Annotated in this window: 19 protein-coding genes, 11 tRNA genes and 2 rRNA genes (1 of these 32 only partly in view); 4 read left to right on the forward strand and 28 right to left on the reverse strand. The window is 45.9% G+C overall.

Features of this window, described 5'->3' with window-relative positions:
- The first annotated feature begins 215 nt into the window (after window positions 1–215).
- Window positions 216–1,535 (forward strand): uracil permease, encoded by a 1,320-nt coding sequence (uraA, locus tag AC2TF5_RS20710; protein ID WP_491299030.1) that lies wholly within the window; start codon window positions 216–218, stop codon window positions 1,533–1,535.
- Between the two features lie 143 nt (window positions 1,536–1,678).
- Here uraA and AC2TF5_RS20715 read toward each other — a convergent pair whose 3' ends face one another.
- From AC2TF5_RS20715 to AC2TF5_RS20740, 6 genes are all read right to left on the reverse strand, one after another.
- The gene (locus AC2TF5_RS20715) at window positions 1,679–2,194 is read right to left on the reverse strand and encodes an adenine phosphoribosyltransferase (RefSeq protein ID WP_491299031.1); all 516 of its coding nucleotides are present in this window, start codon (window positions 2,192–2,194) and stop codon (window positions 1,679–1,681) included.
- A 32-nt stretch (window positions 2,195–2,226) separates the two neighbouring features.
- Window positions 2,227–4,629: a single-stranded-DNA-specific exonuclease RecJ gene (gene recJ, locus AC2TF5_RS20720; protein WP_491299032.1), complete on the reverse strand. Its 2,403-nt coding sequence runs from the start codon at window positions 4,627–4,629 to the stop codon at window positions 2,227–2,229.
- A gap of 58 nt (window positions 4,630–4,687) precedes the next feature.
- Complete coding sequence (locus tag AC2TF5_RS20725) at window positions 4,688–5,650, reverse strand: cation diffusion facilitator family transporter (RefSeq protein ID WP_491299033.1); 963 nt, start codon at window positions 5,648–5,650, stop codon at window positions 4,688–4,690.
- A 133-nt stretch (window positions 5,651–5,783) separates the two neighbouring features.
- Complete coding sequence (gene secF, locus AC2TF5_RS20730; RefSeq protein ID WP_491299034.1) at window positions 5,784–6,692, reverse strand: protein translocase subunit SecF; 909 nt, start codon at window positions 6,690–6,692, stop codon at window positions 5,784–5,786.
- A complete protein-coding gene (gene secD, locus AC2TF5_RS20735; protein WP_491299035.1) occupies window positions 6,682–7,932 on the reverse strand; it encodes a protein translocase subunit SecD in 1,251 nt (416 codons plus the stop codon). Before secD ends, secF begins: the two co-directional genes overlap by 11 nt.
- A 134-nt stretch (window positions 7,933–8,066) precedes the next feature.
- Window positions 8,067–8,324, reverse strand: coding sequence for a post-transcriptional regulator (locus tag AC2TF5_RS20740; RefSeq protein ID WP_491299036.1), 258 nt, complete (start codon window positions 8,322–8,324; stop codon window positions 8,067–8,069).
- A 175-nt stretch (window positions 8,325–8,499) separates the two neighbouring features.
- Here AC2TF5_RS20740 and spoVB point away from each other — a divergent pair, with 175 nt between their 5' ends.
- The gene (spoVB, locus tag AC2TF5_RS20745) at window positions 8,500–10,083 is read left to right on the forward strand and encodes a stage V sporulation protein B (protein ID WP_491299037.1); all 1,584 of its coding nucleotides are present in this window, start codon (window positions 8,500–8,502) and stop codon (window positions 10,081–10,083) included.
- A gap of 22 nt (window positions 10,084–10,105) precedes the next feature.
- Here the strand turns inward: spoVB and AC2TF5_RS20750 are convergent, their stop codons facing one another.
- Entirely contained in the window at window positions 10,106–10,822 is a 717-nt protein-coding gene (locus AC2TF5_RS20750) for a YetF domain-containing protein (RefSeq protein ID WP_491302956.1), read from the reverse strand.
- A gap of 226 nt (window positions 10,823–11,048) precedes the next feature.
- On the opposite strand from AC2TF5_RS20750, the gene AC2TF5_RS20755 reads away from it, so the two are divergent.
- Together AC2TF5_RS20755 and AC2TF5_RS20760 are read left to right on the forward strand one after the other, a co-directional pair.
- Window positions 11,049–11,438, forward strand: coding sequence for a TIGR04086 family membrane protein (locus AC2TF5_RS20755; protein ID WP_491299038.1), 390 nt, complete (start codon window positions 11,049–11,051; stop codon window positions 11,436–11,438).
- 83 nt (window positions 11,439–11,521) lie between these two features.
- Window positions 11,522–12,355: a phosphatase PAP2 family protein gene (locus tag AC2TF5_RS20760; protein WP_491299039.1), complete on the forward strand. Its 834-nt coding sequence runs from the start codon at window positions 11,522–11,524 to the stop codon at window positions 12,353–12,355.
- A gap of 91 nt (window positions 12,356–12,446) precedes the next feature.
- Here the strand turns inward: AC2TF5_RS20760 and yajC are convergent, their stop codons facing one another.
- The 21 genes from yajC to AC2TF5_RS20865 all read right to left on the reverse strand — a co-directional run.
- Complete coding sequence (yajC, locus tag AC2TF5_RS20765) at window positions 12,447–12,752, reverse strand: preprotein translocase subunit YajC (protein ID WP_491299040.1); 306 nt, start codon at window positions 12,750–12,752, stop codon at window positions 12,447–12,449.
- A 42-nt stretch (window positions 12,753–12,794) separates the two neighbouring features.
- Window positions 12,795–13,934: a tRNA guanosine(34) transglycosylase Tgt gene (tgt, locus tag AC2TF5_RS20770; protein WP_208915276.1), complete on the reverse strand. Its 1,140-nt coding sequence runs from the start codon at window positions 13,932–13,934 to the stop codon at window positions 12,795–12,797.
- A gap of 18 nt (window positions 13,935–13,952) precedes the next feature.
- On the reverse strand, window positions 13,953–14,984 hold the full coding sequence (gene queA, locus AC2TF5_RS20775) for a tRNA preQ1(34) S-adenosylmethionine ribosyltransferase-isomerase QueA (RefSeq protein ID WP_491299041.1): 1,032 nt from the start codon (window positions 14,982–14,984) through the stop codon (window positions 13,953–13,955).
- A 5-nt stretch (window positions 14,985–14,989) separates the two neighbouring features.
- Complete coding sequence (locus tag AC2TF5_RS20780) at window positions 14,990–17,098, reverse strand: SpoIID/LytB domain-containing protein (protein WP_491299042.1); 2,109 nt, start codon at window positions 17,096–17,098, stop codon at window positions 14,990–14,992.
- Between the two features lie 88 nt (window positions 17,099–17,186).
- The gene (gene ruvB / locus AC2TF5_RS20785) at window positions 17,187–18,194 is read right to left on the reverse strand and encodes a Holliday junction branch migration DNA helicase RuvB (RefSeq protein WP_491299043.1); all 1,008 of its coding nucleotides are present in this window, start codon (window positions 18,192–18,194) and stop codon (window positions 17,187–17,189) included.
- A 31-nt stretch (window positions 18,195–18,225) separates the two neighbouring features.
- The gene (ruvA, locus tag AC2TF5_RS20790) at window positions 18,226–18,837 is read right to left on the reverse strand and encodes a Holliday junction branch migration protein RuvA (protein WP_491299044.1); all 612 of its coding nucleotides are present in this window, start codon (window positions 18,835–18,837) and stop codon (window positions 18,226–18,228) included.
- Entirely contained in the window at window positions 18,834–19,337 is a 504-nt protein-coding gene (gene ruvC, locus AC2TF5_RS20795; RefSeq protein ID WP_241932627.1) for a crossover junction endodeoxyribonuclease RuvC, read from the reverse strand. Before ruvC ends, ruvA begins: the two co-directional genes overlap by 4 nt.
- Before the next feature lie 204 nt (window positions 19,338–19,541).
- On the reverse strand, window positions 19,542–20,273 hold the full coding sequence (locus tag AC2TF5_RS20800) for a BofC C-terminal domain-containing protein (RefSeq protein ID WP_491299045.1): 732 nt from the start codon (window positions 20,271–20,273) through the stop codon (window positions 19,542–19,544).
- Window positions 20,274–20,461: 188 nt separating this feature from the next.
- Window positions 20,462–20,535: transfer RNA gene (locus AC2TF5_RS20805), tRNA-Pro, on the reverse strand.
- A 72-nt stretch (window positions 20,536–20,607) separates the two neighbouring features.
- Window positions 20,608–20,687: transfer RNA gene (locus AC2TF5_RS20810), tRNA-Leu, on the reverse strand.
- 63 nt (window positions 20,688–20,750) lie between these two features.
- Window positions 20,751–20,827: transfer RNA gene (locus tag AC2TF5_RS20815), tRNA-Arg, on the reverse strand.
- A 6-nt stretch (window positions 20,828–20,833) separates the two neighbouring features.
- Window positions 20,834–20,908: transfer RNA gene (locus AC2TF5_RS20820), tRNA-Gly, on the reverse strand.
- A 35-nt stretch (window positions 20,909–20,943) separates the two neighbouring features.
- Window positions 20,944–21,019, reverse strand: a tRNA-Lys gene (locus AC2TF5_RS20825).
- 16 nt (window positions 21,020–21,035) lie between these two features.
- Window positions 21,036–21,112 (reverse strand) — tRNA-Asp (locus tag AC2TF5_RS20830).
- A 34-nt stretch (window positions 21,113–21,146) separates the two neighbouring features.
- A tRNA-Met gene (locus AC2TF5_RS20835) sits at window positions 21,147–21,223 on the reverse strand.
- A 19-nt stretch (window positions 21,224–21,242) separates the two neighbouring features.
- A tRNA-Val gene (locus AC2TF5_RS20840) sits at window positions 21,243–21,318 on the reverse strand.
- Window positions 21,319–21,341: 23 nt separating this feature from the next.
- Window positions 21,342–21,416: transfer RNA gene (locus tag AC2TF5_RS20845), tRNA-Glu, on the reverse strand.
- A gap of 18 nt (window positions 21,417–21,434) precedes the next feature.
- Window positions 21,435–21,526: transfer RNA gene (locus AC2TF5_RS20850), tRNA-Ser, on the reverse strand.
- Between the two features lie 4 nt (window positions 21,527–21,530).
- Window positions 21,531–21,606 (reverse strand) — tRNA-Asn (locus AC2TF5_RS20855).
- Window positions 21,607–21,616: 10 nt separating this feature from the next.
- A 5S ribosomal RNA gene (rrf, locus tag AC2TF5_RS20860) occupies window positions 21,617–21,733 on the reverse strand.
- A gap of 126 nt (window positions 21,734–21,859) precedes the next feature.
- A 23S ribosomal RNA gene (locus tag AC2TF5_RS20865) occupies window positions 21,860–22,150 on the reverse strand; it runs 2,637 nt beyond the window's last position.

The raw sequence follows: 22,150 nt of genomic DNA on the forward strand, positions 1-22,150 counted from the left end.
CACTGCGCACATGGTCATTGCGCTTTAATATCAAGGTTCATGGTTATTTTCAGTCATGTCCAGTAGTGTGATTCGACAATATTTGTAAGGTGCTGTATTTTTTGACGAATCGAGAAAAAATATAGTTGAAAAAAAAATCGATTGTATTTAATCTATTAAAGATCATGAAAGAACGGTATGTAATGATTAAAAAAGTCCTTGAGGAGTGAATTAGTTTGCAACGCGAAATTCAAGTCAATGAGAAGCTTCCGTTTGGCCCGGGGTTCCTGCTAAGCTTGCAGCATTTGTTCGCCATGTTTGGGAGCACCGTGCTTGTGCCGAATATTTTCGGTGTGGATCCAGGAATGATCCTGTTGATGAACGGAATCGGTACCCTGCTTTATATTCTGTTATGTAAAGGGAAGATCCCTGCTTATCTAGGTTCCAGCTTTGCCTTCCTCGCACCGGTCGCTCTTGTGCTCCAAGGCAATCCAGGCGAGAACTATGGGAAAGCGCTAGGGGCGTTTATCGTTACTGGTGTTATCTTTTGCCTGATTGCCCTGATCATCAAATTTGCCGGCACTAGCTGGATTGACTTTGTATTCCCGCCAGCTGTAATGGGTGCAATCATTGCCATGATCGGTCTGGAACTTGTTCCGGTCGCAGCTGACATGTCTGGATTTCTTCCTCCAAGCGATCCAGCTGAAGCCGCAACTTGGTCTATGGACCCGACCACCATCACCATCTCCCTTGTAACACTAGGTGTTACTGTTTTCGGCTCTATCCTGTTCCGTGGTTTCCCAAAGATTATCCATATCCTGATCGGTATCGTTACAGGTTATGCACTTTCTTTTGCGATGGGTATCGTTGAAACCGAAAAAATTACCGGAGCAAGCTTTTTCTCCAAACCTACGATCATAACTCCAGAGTGGGATTTGGCCGCCATTCTCACAATTATCCCGGTTTCAATCGTCGTAATCGTTGAGCATATTGGCCACCTGCTCGTAACAAGCAACATCGTTGGCAAAGATTTGTCCAAGGATCCCGGACTTCACCGCTCTCTTCTCGGAAACGGTATTTCCACGATTCTATCCGGCTTTGTTGGATCAACACCGAATACAACCTATGGTGAGAATATCGGCGTTATGGCGCTGACAAAGGTTTACTCCGTACGCGTTATTGGTGGAGCAGCCGTGATCGCTATTTTCCTGTCTTTCTCGGGTACATTCTCTGCTGTTATCGCTAACATACCAAGACCGGTTATGGGAGGCGTGTCGATGCTTCTGTTCGGTGTAATCGCAGCCTCAGGTCTACGTATATTTGTTGAAGAGCGTGTCGACTTCTCCAAAGCAAGTAATATGATCCTGGCTACACTCGTTTTGGTTGTCGGAATCAGCGGTATTACATTGAAATTTGGTAACGTAGAGCTTAAAGGGATGGCACTTGCTACACTTGTGGGTATGGTCCTGGCTATCTTATTTAAACTGTTTGAAATTTCGGGGCTCTCCAATGAAAAAGCTGAAGAGCAGCCTATCGTTGAAAAAATCCAAGATTAATCAATATTTCTTGAGCTTGTATGTACTGGTATAACAATACAAAAAGGGCGTCCCAAAAGGTCCATTGACCTGGGACGCCCTCTTCATTTGTTGTAAGACTTTGTTATTATTTCCCGGGAAAATCCGTTGAAATATGGTAGTGCTTATTCGTAATGCATAAGTGTAAATACATCTATCCCTTGCAATTTGTCACGACCGTTAAGCTCTGTAAGCTCAATCATAAACGCCGCTCCAACAACATTGCCGCCCAGTTGGTGAACCAGGTTTACTGAGGTCGCAATTGTTCCACCTGTAGCGAGCAGATCATCGGCAATGAGAACATTCTGTCCTTTTTCAATAGCATCGGTATGCATAGCCAGTTTATCTTTTCCGTACTCGAGGTCATACCCTGCTTCAATCGTTTCGTAAGGCAGCTTGCCGCTCTTGCGGATCGGTGTAAAACCAACACCCAACGCGTAAGCTAGCGGGGCTCCAACTACAAAACCGCGTGCCTCTGGACCAGCGATAACGTCGATCTTAAGATGTTCCACCATCTTTTTCAATTCATTGATTGAACTCCGATAGGCCTCACCATTCTTAAGCAGCGTTGTAATGTCTTTAAAGCTGATTCCCGGCTGCGGGAAATCCGGAATAACGCGAATATAATCCTTAAAATCCAAATAAATCTCCTCCTAAGTCAGATGACTGTCATTTACGATGCACCTTTTGAACGGGCCATCATCCAATGGGTTAATTGCGCGGTGCTTGCGTGCAGCAAATGCTGCTCCATCTCTGCTAATTCACTCAGTTCCCTAAAATGACGGGAAGCATCAAGCGGCTTTTTATCCGGCTTCGTTACAAAAGTAATCATACCTTGGGAACGCTCAATGAATACCAGTTCTTCGAAAACATCCAGCACTTTCAGGAGCATCCGCTGAGAAAGTGACGACTGTCTGTTCATTCGAGTGATTACTTCGTTTTCGGAAATCGGCTTTGAGCCTAGACCGGCAAGCATGACATACAGCTTTTTAAACTGATCCCGAGTCGGTATTTGCAGTTGATCCCGTTTGCTACGAACCGGATGCAGCAAAAATATATTAGGCACGGAGCGGAACGATGACAACAAAGAATCAAGCTGTTCCGGTGACTCCGGTACGTTGAGCACAAACAACACAGAAATTGACTCACAGCCGCCTTTTTCCGCGACTGGATTCATCGGCAAAATGCCAGCATTCCTATCATATACCCAAAGGGACATATCATACAAATGACTTTTTATAGCATCATGTGAATCTTGTGAAAATACGACAGCCGAACGGGCTGCAGAGCAGTTTAAATGAGGCTCTAAACTCTCTCTCCACCGCTTCAACTCGATTATAGGCTCTTTCACACCGCGGTAGTCAAACACCTGCTGATAGGGCACACTCATGTCCTGTATCATCAGCTGCGGCTTCCGGCTGCCATTCCATTCATTCACCGAAAGCTCTCCCAACACGTCTACCTTCGTCCCTTCCGGGAGCACATCCGCCAGATGGCCTAATCCAAATGCAACAGCATCCAGTCGGTCACCGTTCTGGTGAAAACGCAGCTTTAGATGTTTGTTCTCTTTGCCCATTTTACGTACTTCGATCACTTCCATACCACGAAAGACCATTTTCGGCACCGCATTGGACATACCAAAAGGTCCAAGCATCTCGATCTCATCGATGACCTTAAGCGGAACATCGGCAATACAGCACTCTAGATCCGCATGATAAATTGGGATAAAATGTTCTTCCCTTAACACGACATCCGCAAATGAACACAGACCTTCTTCAAATTCTGCCAGTCTATCCATGTGAAGACTCATTCCTGCTGCAGCTGGGTGTCCGCCAAAGTGTTGCATAACGTCCTTACAGGAGCTTAGCGCTTCGTAGATATCAAATCCTGAAATAGAGCGAGCTGACCCCTTACAATTGCCGGTATCCGGGTCGATCCCGAGTATAACAACCGGTCTGTAAAAGCGCTCCAGTATTTTGGAAGCTACAATGCCCACCACACCGACATTCCAACCTTCACCAGCCAGAACAATGACTGGCGGCAGCTGATCATACCCCCAGCGTTTTTGAATCATATCCATCGATTCTTGTACAATCTGCTCTACGACCTGCTGTCGGTTCTTATTCAGAGCATCCAGTTCCCATGCAAGCTGCTCGGCTTCATCCTGATGATTTGTCGTTAGAAGAGTTACGGCTCTTCCGGCATGATCGAGTCGACCGCTAGCATTAATTCTTGGAGCCATGGCAAATGCCACATTAACGGCAGTTACCTGATCCACATGTACCCCACCGACCTCAAGAAGAGCTCGTATACCAGCGTATCGGGTCCGTCTCATCGACAACAGTCCGTTCTTAACCAGTATACGATTCTCACCTTCCAGTGGCATAAGATCTGCGATCGTCCCAATAGATACAATTTCAAGCCATTCCTGTGGAGGAGTTCCCACAAGAGCCTGTGCTAACTTGTAAGCAACACCTACACCAGCTAAACCCTTAAAGGGATAAGGACAGGCCGGTATTTTCGGATTGATAAGCGCGTAAGCATCGGGAAGTTGCTCGGGCGGCTCATGATGGTCGGTTACAATGACATCCATACCAAGCTCATTCGCATAAGCGATTTGTTCAACCGCACTTATTCCTGTATCCACGGTAATTACAAGACTTACACCCTGCTGATGCGCCCAATCGAGTGCATGATTGTGAAGCCCGTAACCCTCGTTGGAACGATGAGGTATATAAATATCATATGAGGCACCCAGGTGTCGCATTAAAAAAATCATAAGCGAGGTGCTGGATACACCATCTGCATCATAATCCCCATAAATTAATATATGCTCTTTGTCTTCCAGCGCTTTGCGGATTCGGGGGACCGCTTCGTTCATGCCGAGCATCAGAAACGGATCATGTGTGAGATCAAACGTTCCGTTTAAAAACAGCTCCCCATCCTCTGGAGAGGTGATTCCTCTGGCGGCCATTAAAGAGGCTATGAGCGGAGAGACCGACAGTTCTTTTGCGAGCTGGCCGGATATCTCTGCATCAGCCGAAAGCGTTCGCCATTCATATTTGGAATACAGCACAATAGTTCACCTTTCTTCCTGCTTCAATACCGCTTTGCCAGTTTGTCCTGATGTACAATTACTGTGGTAATGTCGGCAGATCGTTGTCCATCAAATCATAATTCGATTTGTATGGATAGCCAGGCTCGTAAGGAACTACAATCACGTTCGCTTCCGTAACATGTATAAATCGGTGCAGTAGCAGCTTTCGAATCCTGTCCGCAATCTCATGAGCTTCCCAGACAGTTATACGCGGATTCACACTAACCTTCACATCGAGGCTTATCTGACGCACTTGTCCGTGCTCCTGAGCCTTCAAATCTTCAATTGTAATGACACCATGGACGCGCTGTATAGTATCGAGATAATCGGCGCACTTCTCGTGACGAGGTTCCTCCGATAAAGTACCATACACCGAACGAACAATAAGAATGTAACCCTTTCTGAGCACTAACGCCGATACGATAAGTGCTGCAATAGAATCCATATATAACAGAGCCTGTATCCCAAAATACGCTCCTGCCATCGTGAGGCACAAGCTGATCAGGACAATTAACGAAGAATATAATCCGAATCGATAGTTTTCAGAGTGGACTTCAATCCGGCGGTCATTGTTTTTTTTGGACTGATGATACTGGTATTGAAAAACAGCCTGATTCACAGCGAGTGATACTAATACAGCTATAAGTGCTAGCCGACCCGGAGCCTCCGGTGTTCCAGATGAGAGATCCTTTAAGGCAGAGACGGCAATTTGAAGTCCGCTCATTAATATGATTACCGAAAATAAGATAGAGATAAAAGGTTGAGCTTGTTGTCCCGAAGACCTCATCCCATTACCTCTAGATAGCTTCCGTCCTCCAGACCAAGGGAAACGGTCCGCAAGCAATGTGGCTGCGTTGGCGGCTGAATGCAGTGCATCACCCATAAGAGCTCTGCTTCCAGAGATATACCCGGCAGCTCCTTTTCCAATAGCCACAGAAAAATCACTTATTATTCCGGTCCAAACAGCTGTATCTGTATGAGACAAGCGTTCGTTATTCACATGAGGCCCCCCTCAGATATGCTCTATTGCAGCCATACACCGATAACTTAGAAAGCCGCGTCGCCTACGACGCGGCTTTCATTTTTAATAAAATGTTAACTGACCTTTTAACACATATTCCTTACTGCCAATCTTAGATCCCTGATTTAGATGGTTTCGGGGCTTTAGCTTTTCCAACATTTTTACCCTTCAGCAGCAGCCACAGCGGACTTGCAATAAAGATCGAGGAATACGCACCGAACAGAAGACCGATAACGATAGCCAGTGAGAACATCTGTATTGACTCGCCGCCAAGTATGAGCATGAAGAACGCCGCAATAAATACCGACAGCGCAGTATACAAGGAGCGGGCAATCGTTTGAGACAAGCTCCGGTTTACCAGCTCAACGAGATCGGAATGCTTTTTGAGCTTAGTAAAACGCATATTTTCACGGATCCGGTCAAATATAACGATAGTATCGTTAATGGAATAACCGATGACCGTCAAAATAGCGATGATGAAAGTTATATTCACTTCCAAGCGGAAAATCGAGAATACACTGATAACGACAAAGGCGTCATGCAATAGTGCTATGATCGCAGCAATGGCAAAACGCCATTCGAAGCGGATACTTACATAAATGATGATCCCGACACAAGACAGCAGCACTGCATAAACTGCATTTAGCCCTAATTCTTTCGCCATCTCAGGATCAACCGTATTTATCTCCATTGATGCTGACTTGTCCAGTTTTTGAATACCAGCCTTCAAAGCTAGATCCTGAGATTCAGTCAGTACCTGACTGAATCGGATATTCACCCGATCGTTACCCGGTGTAATGCTTGCATCTTCTCCAATACCCACTTCCTTCAAAATGGGTTCGAGTTGTTCCACAGTAAGCGTCTTGGATGTAGTAATGTCCACATTAGAGCCGGAACGGAAATCAACACCGTAATCCAGACCAACCGAAGCAAGGAAAATCGCGCCAACAATGGTAAGAATAATGGAGAATGTATAGAAATACCGGCTGGCACCTACAAAGTTAAAATTTTTAAAGTGCACGTATGTCACTCTCCTTTACGCCAAAATGCTTCGGTTTGCTAGCCCAACCGATCTTAACTAGCAGATTGAGCAAGAAACGGGAGAAGTATACGTTCGTGGCAATACTCACGATAATCTCCAAGATAAGCACAATCGCAAAGCCTTTGACAGCACCTGTACCAAATCCAAACATAACCGCTGCAACGATGATTGTCGTTACGTTGGAATCCATAATTGTACGGAATGAGGCTTTACCACCCACTTTAACGGATGATGCGATACTCTTACCGGTACGCATTTCTTCGCGAATCCGTTCGTAAGTGATGATGTTAGCGTCAACTGCCATCCCGATACCCAGAATAAATGCAGCAATACCAGGCAACGTTAGTGTGAAATTAGCAAAAACGAAAATCAAAATAAGGAGCCAAGTATGCAAAATAAGCGCAAAGCTGGCAAGCAAACCTGGAATACGATACATACCAATCATAAAGATCAGGATTAACGCAGAAGCAATTAACCCCGCTTCTAAGGTCTTAGTAAGAGATTCCATTCCCAATGTAGCGCCTACACTTTGAGAGTATTTCTCCGTCAGTTTCAGCGGAAGTGCGCCAAGGTTAATGGTATCACGAATTTTTTTGGCTTCATCAATCGAGTACGAGCCGGTAATTTGTGCAGAGCCGTCTGTTAATACATTCCGTACCGTCGGAGCAGACAGCAGCTCGTCATCCATAAAGATAGCAAGTTCTTGTCCAAGAAGACGTTCTGTAATTTCAGCAAATTGAGCTTTATCTCTTACCTTAATGTCGATCATAGGCTGATTCAAGTTATCGTAGACCACAGAGGCTCCGTTTTCTACAAAATCGTTACCCCGAAGCTCAATTTTACAAAACTCTTCTCCCTCTTTACAACCGTCGTTACTACGGAACGTAAGGTTCGCTGGTTCTTTCATCGTCTTGCGGACCTCTGCCTCGTCAGTTACGCCTGCGACCTTTAGACGAATTCGGTTAGTCCCTTCCGGTGTTACCTCCGGTTCAGTCGTTCCCAATGCGTCTGCGCGTTTTTGTAAACTCTTAGCGGTCTCTTGCAGGGCTTCTTTTGTCACCTGCTGACCTTCTATCAGTGGTTGTGCCTCATACAAGATTTCAAAGCCGCCCTTAAGATCCAAACCTAAACGAACGTCTTTTATTAATCCTGGGCTCGTTACAACCATGATACCGGTGACCACGAGTACGGTAACGATGAAACTAATAATTCTCTTCATGCCGTCCCTAGTTCCCCTTTCTATTTCTCAATATTCCTATTATAGCCATGCCTCAAAACCCCGTCAATTTATCATTAATTGTCGACTTCGTGAAAATAACCGAAGATTTCCAAAACAAAAGAGATCATCCTTCGTTAGTCGAAAGAAGATCCCTTATATGCTGATATTGTCATATAGTTCATGAGACTGGTGGCTTTCAATGACAGAACATCATTTACCAGTTTATGAAGAGAAGGCATGCCCTGCTTCTTGTATTTGCTGCTTACACAATTCCAGACATCGTCAACAGTCACGTACTCGTATCCGATCATACGGAATTCCTCAGCCTTGCTGGAACAGATCATTTCAATCATGCTGGCCAATTCTTCATCACTCATAGATTCCATTCCCATGTTTTGTCGCCTCCTCCCCGTTGTCTTTAGCTTTACATTCGACTGAAAATATCATTTCCCTTCTTTTCGTACCATGGTTATCAAAAAAAGTAAAGCATCAGATGGGACAGGTAGGGCATATCCTTATCAGTAGGGCAGGGTTTAGGATTCTTTTTACCAGGGAGTGGGATGAGCATTGAACAAACAATCATTTATTAAAGGTACCATGATTCTGTTAGCGGCTGGAATTATAAACCGGCTTCTCGGATTTATTCCTCGTATCGCCCTTCCGCGGATCATCGGATCGGAGGGTGTCGGCATTTACCAGCTCGGCTACCCATTCTTTATCGTTCTCGTCACAATCATCACGGGCGGAGTCCCCCTTGCCATTGCAAAAATGGTGGCTGAGGCAGAGGGTGCTGGAAAGAGCGACTACTCTAAGCAAATACTACGGACCAGTCTGGCTCTAACCGTGATAGCCGGAACTCTATTTATGTTCATTAGTCTCCTGCTGGCTCCATGGGTAACAAGTGTAATTCTGCCTGATGAACGGGTCTACCAAACTTTTATCAGTATGACTCCAATGATTATCATTATAGCCGTCTCCGCTGTTTACCGCGGATATTTTCAAGGGAAGCAGAATATGATTCCGTCCGCAACGTCATCCATCATTGAAACGATTGTCAGGATCGTGTGCATGCTCTGGTTTGCTCATCTATTGATGCCGAAGGGATTGGCATACGGAGCTGCAGGAGCTATGCTTGGAACCGCTGTCGGGGAACTTATCGGCATGTTTGTTCTGCTTTGGCAATATGCACGAGATGAACGGCGCAGACCAAATGCAGTTCAGAATTCACACACCGATGAGCAACATAATCTTCATACGCCAACCCAGAACCGTAACATCCTTAAACGCATGCTTGGCATTGCCGTTCCAGTCACTGGCGGGAAGATGGTTGGGTCCATTTCCTATTTGATGGAATCCATTATTACAGCTCGAAGTCTGGCGCTGGCTGGTATAGCTACATCCGTAGCAACAGCACAATATGGAGCTCTACAAGGTATGGTCATCCCGCTCTTACTGTTGCCTGGGGCGATTACGATGTCACTTGCCGTTGCTCTTGTCCCTTCCCTTTCAGAGGCAGCGGCCAGAAAAGACCGGGCAACCATCCATAAACGGATGAATCAGGCGCTTCGTCTGGCTCTTGTAACTGGAGCACCTTTTGCCGTCATCATGTACATTTTGGCCGAACCCCTCTGTTTGCTACTGTATGGCAATGCGGAAATCAGTGTCATGCTCAAGATTATGGCTCCTTTCGCACTGTTTCTTTATGTACAGGCACCGCTCCAGGCTGCACTACAGGCGCTGGACCGGCCGGGCAGAGCTTTGATGAACACATTGATCGGTGCTTTGATCAAAATGGGACTCATTCTGTATTTATCCTCTAATCCTGAGTTCGGCATCAAAGGCGCAGTTATTGCCATCATCGTAAACAGTATTGCTGTAACGGTACTTCATGGGTACAGTATATCCCGGTTGATCGGGTTTCGATTCAAGCTGCTCGACATCATTAAAACAGCAGCCGTGATGCTCATTATGGGAGCTGGTATTTTGTTCGGATATCGTCATATTCCCTTTACCGCATTACCATGGCTTCAGTTTTTTTCGGCCGCTGCTGCAGGAGTGATCTTGTATCTTATCGTCGTATTCATGATGAAGCTTATAACATTCCGGGACTTGGTACGGATACCGGTAATCGGTAAATGGTTTAACCGATAATGCAGGAAGGCTGCATTAAATTTTAGTCGTTACGATCAACATACACTTTTCCTTTATGGTCCATGGAACACAAGAATACTTCCTTGAAATCTCTGGCTCCATGTTTTTGAATTTCATTTTTCAGCCAAAATCTCGTCTTATCGATCAGTGCCAAGTTTTCATCCTGAACCTTACCATCCATAATTAAGGGGATTGGTAGACCTTCATATGTTATTTTGCTGTATGGTATCTCGATTCGACTGTCCGTATCCTTGACATTCTTGAACTTGTTGTTTAGGGATTTATCCAAAACAGAAGAAGAGGAGCTGCTGCTTGAACTGCTCGATGATTCTTTAGGTATAACCGTCAATTGACCAGACGTTTCGAGAATCGCGAATTCAACGTCAGCCACGCTAGTGATATCCTTCCCCCTGAGCTGCTGCATCAAATCATCAAGGTTATAACGTAACTTGTTCATTTCTTTACGATGCAGCTTCCCTTTGGACACAATAATGCTGGGCTTTCCGTCTGCTAGCAGCCGCACCTTGCGACTCTTCAATCCCCAATAAGCAAGTCCTACCTGAATAGTAACAAGTACCGCAATGGGTATGATTCCGTCAACAAGCGGCTTTTTCAAATCTTCTAGCACAAAGACGGCAATTTCTGCAATCATAATGGAAATAACCAGGTCAAAGATAGATAGCTTTCCGATTTCTCTTTTTCCCATAATACGCAAGGTTATAAAAATAACCCCGTACATCAAAATTGTCCGGAAAATAAGGAGTGTGATATGTGTGGTCAATGGTATTCCCTCCCAAGTGATTGGACATGTTCAAGGTACTGCTATTCTGCCCCTGGCCCCACTTTCCATTCGGTATATCATGATTAATTAATGGTAATCATTCAGAACATCATAGATAGTACTAACTGTGGAGGCTTGGCCATACAATGATTAATAATTGAAGTTTAGTAAGGGGGCTGATTTATTGGAACCGATCCGACGCGTTTTCTCTTTACGGATCAACAATCCGATTCTTTCCGGATTGCTGTATTCATTCATGTGGATGTTTCTAGGCGCTTTGGGGCTGTCATTGCTCCTCTGGGCGAGCAATCTCTCTGAGGATGACTTATCCTTGTACACGTTTCTCGTACATGGAGTTGCCGCTGCATTTGGCGGTAGTGTAAGTGGTAAGCGTGCAGGAAACAAAGGCTGGTATTACGGCTGTCTCACAGGTCTGTTATATGGAATTATGTTAATTGTTATCGGTTTTCTCGCTCTAGACAGTTCTATATCATGGGGAGATCTTACACTTATTGCCGCGGTTGTAGTTGCAGGTTCCATCGGTGGCATGTTTGGTGTAAATTTACGTAAATAAATTGTTAATCCTCTTTCCCGAAACTGTGTTACACTGGTAACATTGTTCATTAATGATTTAGGAAAGAGGAGGCTTTTGTTTCATTGTTATATCAATCTATGACTACCATAACTCTGTTCACTACACTTAATGTGATCGTGCTCCTGTGGATTGGGACTCTTCAGAACCCGTTCAAAGCACTTTTTACACTTGTTCGAGAACTCTTCACAACCCCGCGCTTTTTCATACTTTTTGCGGCCATGGCGGCAATTCTTTTGTTGAATAAATATGAGCTGCAGTTCGAACAAGAACATTTTATATCTCCAAATGATTTTACCCCCATGATTTTCCAGTTAGAAGGTTTTTTTGTGAAACATGTACAGGAAATCTTTTATAGTCCCTGGATCACACCGGTTCTTGCTTATTTTTACCTGCTTGTATTCCAAGCACTGATTATCGGATCTATCGGGGTATACCTCATTCAACATAACAAAGCTCATGTGTATGCTACCTGTTATGCGATTCTAATTAATTACACGATCGCGATCCCTTTCTTCTTGTTCTTTCCAGTTAATGAAACTTGGTCCTATCAGCCTGCAGGCGTGACTTTTTATATGCTTGAAGTATTTCCGAACTTTGAGTCGGTTTATCGCCCATTATCAGGTTTAGATAACTGCTTCCCAAGCCTTCACACTTCTTTGTCAGTGACCATGGCTGTACTGGCGTTCCGTTCAGGAAATAGACGTTGGGCGATTATTACCGGCATAAGTGCAGTTATCATTATATTTAGCATCTTCTACTTAGGCATTCACTGGTTGTCTGATATGATGGCAGGAACACTTCTAGGCTTGTTGGCTTCCTCAGTAGGGATATATTTAGGAAAGCTCACAGACAAAAAAGCAACTCAGTCCCTTTATTACACTAAGATGACGGGATAGCATTTATATTAACAAGAAAAGCCTGGTTCCAAATAGGAACCAGGCTTTTTCGTGCTTTACCTAAAGCTTGGAGCTTCAGGAAGAGATTCATTTATGCCTCGGAATCGGTATTGACGCTGTGGCTGACCGAGCTACGATCAAACGTCAGTTTCGTGACGTCGTTCACTCTCAACACCACTACATCGTCAGTAATCTCCATAATTGTGCCGTGAAGACCGCCGATTGTAACTACCTTATCACCTTTTTTCAAAGCGCCAAGCATAGAATTACGAGTCTTCTGCTTTTTCTGCTGTGGACGGATAAGCAGAAAGTAGAAGATGACGAACATCAATACGAAGGGCAGAATTAAACCCACTATTCCGCCGCCTTGTGTCGGTGCTGCTGCAATTTCAAACATATCTTTCCCCCCCTTCATGGACTTCCCATGATGGCTTTAATCTTAAAAACCTTTTTCATTATCGTGCAGGCCGTACTTTTCAAAAAACTCATCGCGGAAATCAAGCAAGCGATCTTCCATAATGCTTTGCCGCACGTTGCGCATCAGATTAAGAAGAAAATGGAGATTATGATACGTTGTAAGCCGAAGACCAAACGTTTCATCACTCTTAATCAAATGGCGCAGATAAGCACGAGAGTAGTGACGGCATGTATAGCAATCACACTCCGGATCAAGCGGTCCAAAATCCCTGGCGTACTGGGCATTCCGAACGACAAGACGGCCTTGACTTGTCATCGTCGTTCCGTTGCGGGCGATCCGCGTTGGAAGCACACAATCGAACATGTCCACACCCCGGATAGAGCCTTCCAGCAAAGCATCAGGCGAGCCGACCCCCATCAGGTAACGCGGTTTATTGTCCGGAAGCAGGGGTACCGTGTAATCCAGCACTTCATACATAAGCTGCTTGGATTCTCCCACACTAAGTCCACCAATAGCATAACCCGGGAAATCCATGGAAGTCAAATCACGCGCGCTCTGGCGCCGCAGGTCCTCATACATGCCCCCTTGAACGATAGCGAACAGGCCCTGATCATGCGGACGGGCATGGCTCTTTAAGCAGCGCTCAGCCCACCGTGAAGTACGTTCCGTAGATTTCTTGACATAATCATACTCCGCCGGATAAGGAGGGCATTCATCAAATGCCATCATAATATCTGAACCAAGTGCATTTTGAATTTCCATTGCGACTTCTGGAGAAATAAACAGCTTATCTCCGTTCAGATGGGAGCGGAAGTTAACGCCTTCTTCAGTTATTTTTCGCATCTCAGCCAAACTAAATACTTGAAAACCACCACTGTCCGTCAAAATTGGGCGATCCCAGTTCATAAATTTATGCAGACCGCCTGCTTCTTTAATAATGTCGTGGCCTGGTCGAAGGAACAAATGGTAGGTATTGCTCAAAATTATTTGTGCATCCATCGCCTTTAGTTCTTCCGGGCTCATCGTCTTAACCGTTGCCAGTGTTCCTACAGGCATGAATGTCGGTGTTTCGATTACACCGTGTGGTGTGTGTACGCGGCCTAGTCTTGCGCCCGACTGCTTACATGTTTTGATATGTTCATAGGTGATAGCTGCTGCCATTTTAATAAACCTCCGAAATTAATAAATAAACATAGCGTCTCCAAAGCTAAAGAAACGGTATTCCCGCTCTACAGCTTCCTTATAAGCTTCAAGAATATGATCCCTGCCAGCTAAAGCACTTACAAGCATAACGAGTGTAGATTTCGGAAGATGGAAGTTTGTAATTAATGCATCCACCACTTTGAACTCATAACCCGGGTATATAAAAATGCTCGTCCAACCACTGCTCTCACGTAGGAGCCCGCCCTGACACTGGTTTCCTACGGTCTCTAATGTTCTGCATGAAGTTGTTCCAACAGCAATAACTCGTCCGCCTCTGCGCTTGGTCTCATTCAGCAAGTCAGCTGTTTCTTGAGACAGAACATAATATTCTTCATGCATGACATGGTCTTCCACCTGATCAACAGACATGGGACGAAAAGTACCCAGACCCACATGAAGTGTTATAAAAGCGATATCGACGCCTTGCTTTCGAATACGATCAAGCAGTTCTTCCGTAAAATGAAGTCCCGCTGTCGGGGCAGCGGCTGAGCCTTCATGTTTGGCATATACGGTCTGGTATCGATCACGGTCATCCAACTTCTCTTTAATGTAAGGAGGCAGTGGCATCTGTCCGAGAGAATCTAATATTTCCTGAAAGATTCCATCGTAAGAAAAGGACAAAACCCTTGCGCCCAACTCCCCCTCTTCTTCAATGATTGCGCGCAGTTTACCTTCGCCAAACGTGATAACGCTCCCCTTTTTTAGCCTCTTTCCAGGCTTTACGAGTGCTTCCCAGCGGTCCTCACCTAGTGCTTTAAGCAGAAGCACCTCAGCCTTGGCTCCCGTATCTTCCTTAGCGCCAAAAAGCCGGGCAGGAATAACTTTAGTATCGTTAAGCACTAGCGTATCGCCAGGCCGCAGATGATTCACAATATCTCCGAACACTTGATGAGATAACGCACCATCCTCTTTACTCACAGTCAACAACCTTGAAGAACTACGGTCAAGCAGTGGAGTTTGCGCAATTAAATGTTCCGGCAATTCAAAGTCATACAAGTCTACATTCATCGTGGTCAGTCCTTAATAATAGTTGAGTTGCGATAATAGTGTTGCAAAATCTCCTTATAATCATACCCTTCATCGGCCATTCCCTTGGCTCCCCATTGAGAAAGACCCAGCCCGTGCCCGAAGCCTTTGCCTGTAAATTTGAATCCGGCCGTCTTGTCAATGACTCTGGCTTTACTGTCTCCATTCAACACAACAGAACCGGCGCTAGAAGTATTTTGTACTCCATCAGCTGAAATAACAGAGACATTCTGACCGCCTGAAAGGGTTGATGCTACACCGTTAGCGCCCAATACAGTATAACTTCCGGTAGGTTCAATATCAAACATGGTGCTCGGAAGTCCGTTAAAAGCAGACCGATACAAATCCGGGTATTTAACATCCAGAATTTGTCCGTTTGCCGTTACTTGTACAGCTCGGCCCGATGGTCCTCTTTGGGTAACTTCCAGCGTATTAATCGATGAAGGCAGACTCGAACTGGTCTTATCCTTCAAGGACTGAAGTAATTCGGAAGACGTGAAGGGACCTCTTACCCATTCATAGCTGTTCGATTCATTTACCTTATCCAATATAACTGCTGTATCGCCCGGATTCATCTGAGCAGCCGGCTTTACAGTGGATTGGATGAGAGGCAGCGGCCGAATGTTGGTATCCTTCGCGGTAACTGTCATGATCCGAAGACCAGCTGCTGTTGCTGCACCTGTTTCCTTGACGTTATCTTCACGCACGTAACCTGTGACCCCATTTGGCAAAAGGATATGATACCACTGTTTCAGGGCAGCCTGTGAAGATTTATCACCAGGACTTTCTACAGCTGCAAATAAATCATTCGCACTGTTCCACACTTCAGAAGGATCCGCTGTCATCCCTCCACTGTTGGATGAGAACACCGCCTCAACAAGCTTATTATTGCTCATCAGAACTTCGCCCTTAGTGGCATCAACCGCTTGGGTGATGCTTCCTTGTTCTGTGCCTATTCCACTGTAAGCCTGACTGAGTGTCGTATCTACCACGTGGGCCACTTCAAACTTGTTTCCCTGGAACAGAGCATAACTCCGTGCAGCAACCGATTGTGCCTTCAATGCTTCACTACCCCATGAAGAAGGCACTTCTGCACCAACTACGGAATACAAATACTGCTCGAACGGCAGCTCGTTTACAAGATAAAGTTGACCATTCTTCGTACCGATCTCGAATGCGCCTCTATATTTTCGTTCAGAGCGCTCCATCACTTGAATACCTGCATTTGAAGAGGTTTCTACCCATAGCTTGGCCCCTGTTCCTGCCATCACATAATGAGCGACTGGCTGTGCCTGTGCCAGGTTAAGTCCTACATCTTGTCTTATCATTAGACCAACAGCATCTCTGCCGACTTCATCCAGCGGTACCGCCGAAACAGCTTGAACTGAACTTTTAAGCGCCGCCAATTCAGCTGTGTTCGCAGCCTCACCGACCCACACAGCATATTTAACATCGCTTCCGGTCGGCACAATAACATTTACCGCATCGATCCCTGAATCCACGAAAGTTCTCCGAACCTTCTCGGCGGCAGCCTCAGAATCAAATTGTCCAGCTGTCAGATGCAAAGACCCTTTTACTGCAGGAGTCTGGCCATTCAAATAGGCCGCAACTGTCTTAGCTGTTCTCGTAGCAGCTTCTTTAGCGGCCTGTTCACTGGAGTACACACCTGAATATAACTGAAATACATTTCCGTTACTACTCTCGGATAAGAACAGCAGCGGCTTATCTGCCGTCGCCTGTAATTTCTTCGCTGCCTCGGATGCGGTCTTCCAATCCTTCGTCTCGAGCACTTTTACACGGTAGGAATCCACACTTAAACGAACTTTCTGAGACCCCGTAAACGAGAGCAATCCTTGTGATCCTCCAGATGTAATTATCGATGCATTAAAAGATTCCGACGACTCCAACGTTACAGCTGGAGTCGTGGACTTATATTTAGTTCCAAGATCCAGAAACATTGCCACCCTTATGTTATCCAGAGAAGGTGCTGCAGCAGATGCAGCTGGTGCATACCATACGCTCCCAGCCACGACGACGGCGAGCAAACCCTTGGCACACCAAGTGCGGATGCTTCGATTCCATTTCTTTGTTGTCATTGGTTAATTCCTCCTGCGTTGTAAGAATGGACGGAAAAGTCATTTATATCGTTCATTATCATGATGGCTTCCACACGGAAGTCCATGTTTATCGACGGTCTTCCGGATATGGAATGCCTAAATGGCTGTATGCAGCTGGAGTAACGACACGCCCCCTTGGAGTCCGTTGGAGGAATCCAATCTGAAGCAGATATGGTTCGTACACGTCTTCAATAGTCTGGCTCTCTTCACCAATCGTAGCGGCTATCGTATCGAGTCCAACCGGCCCGCCTCGAAAGCTGCGAATCATCGCGTTAAGCATCTTATGGTCGACCACATCCAGCCCCATCGGATCCACCTGAAGCATTTTAAGCGCTTCTTGGGCAATATCCGGTGTAATCATACCATCGCCACGTACCTGTGCGTAGTCACGCACACGCTTTAAAAGACGGTTAGCTATCCTTGGTGTCCCCCTTGAACGCAGCGCAATCTCATTGGAGGCCTCCCCCAATATCTCTATTCCAAAAATATCTGCACCCCGGGATACGATATAACTCAGCTCGTCCACCGTGTAAAATTCCAAGCGGCTTACCACACCGAAGCGGTCCCGGAGCGGTGCAGACAGAAGTCCTGCGCGGGTAGTAGCACCGATTAATGTAAAAGGCGGTAGGTCAAGTCGAACGGAACGTGCACTCGGACCTTTCCCAATCATTATATCCAGAGCAAAATCTTCCATCGCCGGGTACATGACTTCCTCAACAGTACGGTGCAGACGATGAATTTCATCAATGAACAGCACATCCCCCTCCTGTAGATTTGTAAGAAGGGCTGCTAAATCTCCTGGACGTTCAATCGCAGGTCCAGATGTGGTTCGCAGATTGACACCCAGCTCATTAGCAATAATGTTCGCAAGAGTCGTTTTTCCGAGACCCGGTGGTCCGTACAAAAGCACGTGGTCCAATGCTTCTTTACGCATTTTGGCTGCTTCAATGTATATATGCAAATTTTCTTTGACCTGATTCTGGCCAATATATTCTGCTAAGTAACGGGGACGCAGACTAAGTTCTACAGCCTGATCTTCCATCATCAAGTTGGCCGTTATGATACGGTCATCCACTGCTCAACAACTCCTTTCTGTAACCGACATCTTAACCGGCATATAATAACTGCAGTGCCCGTTTCATCAATACATCCACGGATTCTCCTGCTGTTGTTTCCTTAATTTTAAGCCATACCTTATCCAACTCACCATCCGTATAACCGAGAGCCTTCAATCCCTCACGTGCTTCAGCCCATGCCGAGCTATCGTCCGACTCGATGTCATTGACCGCAAACAGACCCGTGGTGTATGCAACACTTCCAAAACCCTCGAGTTTATCCTTCAGGTCTAAAATCATCCGCTGCGCAGTCTTTTTACCGATACCCGGTAGCTTCACGAGAAAAGAAATGTTCTCCTGGTAAATAGCCGACACGACATGATCAGGCGATCCGCCTCCCAAAATACCTAGGGCAACACGCGGACCGATACCCGAAACCTCGATGAGCTTTCTAAAAAGCTTCTGTTCCTCTCTTGTCGGAAAGCCGAACAAAAGCATAGCATCTTCACGCACATGATGGTGGGTAAAAACCGTAATCGGTCCTTCGACTTTAGCAAAGGCGAACGGATTCGGGCAAAAAACTCGATATCCGACCCCCTGGACGTCTAGAACAATATATTCATTTTCTATATGGACAAGCTGTCCCCGTAAAAAATCTATCATTTTCGCAGTACCTCATTTAACTTTGAATTCAATGTATACGAATGGGCATGGCAAATCGCTACCGCCAATGCATCCGCCACATCATCAGGCTTTGGAACACTTTGCAGCTTCAAGAACATTCTTACCATTTCCTGTACCTGCTTCTTCTCAGCTTTTCCGTACCCTACAATCGCCTGCTTAACCTGCATCGGTGTATACTCCGCGATAGGGAGCCCCCGCTGTACTGCAGCTAAAATAAGCACGCCACGGGCTTGGGAGACGGACATGGCCGTCGTTACATTCCTGTTAAAAAACAATTTCTCAAATGCGACCGCTTCCGGTTGGTACTTATCGATCAATTGCACCATGCCTTCATATACATGATTCAGCCGCTCTTCCTCCGGAGTATGTGCTTCTGTCTGGATACATCCGTATTGAACTGGTGTTACCTTGCTACCTACCTTATCTACAAACCCAAAACCGACAATCGCGATTCCGGGGTCGATTCCCAATATGCGCAAACCTAATCTCTCCTCTGAAGCGAACATATGTATCGTTCTCCCCATTATAACAAAAGATCGGCATCAGATGAGGAAAAACTTTGAACCTTTCCATCCATCCAAATTTTCTGTAGACGAAAATAAGAAGACACCTGAGGCGTCTCCTTATCTACAAAGTATATTCATTACCATACAGCTCTTTCTACAAAAAAAGCTCAGATCGTATCAATGAGCTTTCATTACATTTTCAGCCATATCCCTTGCATAATCGCTAAACGTCGACAACACGCTGTTATACTCATCGATATCTTGAATTCGTATGCCGTCCTGAAGTTGCTTCAATACATCTTTTGGCAAAGATGATTCCATCGAACCGATATCCAGCTGAAAAAAGGTTCTCAGCACCTTTTCCTCTTGTGGAGGCCCGTCAAAAAGCGTCAGGTTTCCATTAACATCGACACTCATATAAGCTTGTTCCTTGCAAGTCGGTGACAAGTCGTCGGATACCGTTTCTTCTAGCCATACTTCACCGTTGTCATCCATTCTTCCCTTCCAGGACGGATTGTTGTTTAGGAGTGTGTATACACTGTCGGTATCAAGGCTGCCAAGTATCTGTTCCTCCACACCACATACATATGAAGTTCGTAAATGTACTACTCTTTTTCCCTGGGAGTCGTTCAACTGCTGCATAAAGACCCGTTGTTCCTCTGAGTCCCCATCACCGCCGTTTTGTAGATAATTGAGTGTCTCCAAGGCAATAGGTGAGTCATCCGTCATCTGAGTTAAAAGCTTTTTCATTTGATCAGGCAAAGTCTGACCAGCCCAGACAACGCCCCCTATGATCAAGATGAGAGTACAGGTCCATATGGCCCGTCTCCATCGTCTCCATCGTTTCCTGAATTGTTTTTTTATCTGGAAAATATTCAAATTAATCCCCTTCTGTCCAATGTTTTTCATAGTTTGACCTGTTCATCACCCATTTATTCAAAACTTTTCATGAGTCATACGTGAAGAACTTGGACTTTTAGATAGGGATAACAGAAAAACGTCTTATCGATGTACCTCAAAGAAGACAGACCGCACTTAGGGATAACAGAAAAGAATCCATTGCTCAGAAAAATTCTGATCAATGGATTCTTCATGAATCGGGACGACACGATTTGAACATGCGACCCCCTGGTCCCAAACCAGGTGCTCTACCAAGCTGAGCTACGTCCCGTTAATATAGATACGATAAGAATATTATAGCATCTGTATACTCAAAATTACAAGATTGTCTAGCAAAATGATATGCCGGTGAAGGGACTCGAACCCCCACGGTTTCCCTCACGATTTTGAGTCGCGCGCGTCTGCCAATTCCGCCACACCGGCTTAAAATAAAAACAACCTCTTCGGAAGAGGATGTTACCATCTATTATTCGTCTGATAATAAAATGGCGCGCCCTGAGAGATTCGAACTCCCGGCCTTTTGATTCGTAGTCAAACGCTCTATCCAGCTGAGCTAAGGGCGCAAATCATGGAGCGGACGACGGGAATCGAACCCGCGACCCTCGCCTTGGCAAGGCGATGCTCTACCGCTGAGCCACGTCCGCAAAAAAACATATTCAATTAACATTTTAAGCAAAGATGGTGAGCCATGAAGGACTCGAACCTTCGACACCCTGATTAAAAGTCAGGTGCTCTACCAACTGAGCTAATGGCTCATGCAAAGCATGAAAATGGCGGAACTGACGGGATTCGAACCCGCGATCTCCTGCGTGACAGGCAGGCATGTTAGGCCTCTACACCACAGTTCCACGAGGCACTATCGCTGTTATGTAGCGATAAAATTGGTTGCGGGGGCAGGATTTGAACCTACGACCTTCGGGTTATGAGCCCGACGAGCTACCGAACTGCTCCACCCCGCGTCATTAAAAGGTGTATATATGGTGGAGGCTGAGGGGTTCGAACCCCCGACCCTCTGCTTGTAAGGCAGATGCTCTCCCAGCTGAGCTAAGCCTCCATACTGGTATGAATTTAAGAAAGTGGTGACCCGTAGGGGATTCGAACCCCTGTTACCTCCGTGAAAGGGAGGTGTCTTAACCCCTTGACCAACGGGCCTTATATATAAATCCTAGCTGGCGGAGAGAGAGGGATTCGAACCCTCGAGACGCTTTTGGCGCCTACACGATTTCCAATCGTGCTCCTTCGGCCAACTCGGACACCTCTCCGTAATGGCTCCCCGAACAGGACTCGAACCTGTGACAACTCGATTAACAGTCGAGTGCTCTACCAACTGAGCTATCAGGGAATATGTAACCGCTTGGCGACGTCCTACTCTCCCGGGACCCTTCGGTCCAAGTACCATCGGCGCTGGAAGGCTTAACGGTCGTGTTCGGGATGGGTACGCGTGGAACCCTTCCGCTATCGCCACCAAACGGATCAAGTGTTTGATCACTTGAAAACTAGATACGAAACGTTATTTGCGAATAGTGTTTCCGAAGTACCTCACACCGTAGTTCAAAGCGTATGCTTTCGATGCAAGCTTCACTTCGTGAAACTTTTAGGATAAGCCCTCGACCGATTAGTATTGGTCAGCTCCATGCATTGCTGCACTTCCACCTCCAACCTATCTACCTCGTCGTCTTCAAGGGGTCTTACTAGTTGGGAAATCTCATCTTGAGGGGGGCTTCACGCTTAGATGCTTTCAGCGCTTATCCCTTCCGTACGTAGCTACCCAGCCATGCTCCTGGCGGAACAACTGGTGCACCAGCGGTACGTCCATCCCGGTCCTCTCGTACTAAGGACAGCTCCTCTCAAATTTCCTACGCCCACGACAGATAGGGACCGAACTG

The organism is Paenibacillus sp. JNUCC 34 (genome assembly GCF_058269055.1).

Coding starts and splice junctions, on each gene's coding strand:
- secD (WP_491299035.1), bottom strand. CDS start 7,932: ATGAAGAGAATTATTAGTTTCATCGTTACCGTACTCGTGGTCACCGGT.
- AC2TF5_RS20740 (WP_491299036.1), bottom strand. CDS start 8,324: ATGGGAATGGAATCTATGAGTGATGAAGAATTGGCCAGCATGATTGAA.
- AC2TF5_RS20750 (WP_491302956.1), bottom strand. CDS start 10,822: ATGTACGGGGTTATTTTTATAACCTTGCGTATTATGGGAAAAAGAGAA.
- yajC (WP_491299040.1), bottom strand. CDS start 12,752: ATGTTTGAAATTGCAGCAGCACCGACACAAGGCGGCGGAATAGTGGGT.
- tgt (WP_208915276.1), bottom strand. CDS start 13,934: ATGGCAGCAGCTATCACCTATGAACATATCAAAACATGTAAGCAGTCG.
- queA (WP_491299041.1), bottom strand. CDS start 14,984: ATGAATGTAGACTTGTATGACTTTGAATTGCCGGAACATTTAATTGCG.
- AC2TF5_RS20780 (WP_491299042.1), bottom strand. CDS start 17,098: ATGACAACAAAGAAATGGAATCGAAGCATCCGCACTTGGTGTGCCAAG.
- ruvA (WP_491299044.1), bottom strand. CDS start 18,837: ATGATAGATTTTTTACGGGGACAGCTTGTCCATATAGAAAATGAATAT.
- AC2TF5_RS20800 (WP_491299045.1), bottom strand. CDS start 20,273: ATGAAAAACATTGGACAGAAGGGGATTAATTTGAATATTTTCCAGATA.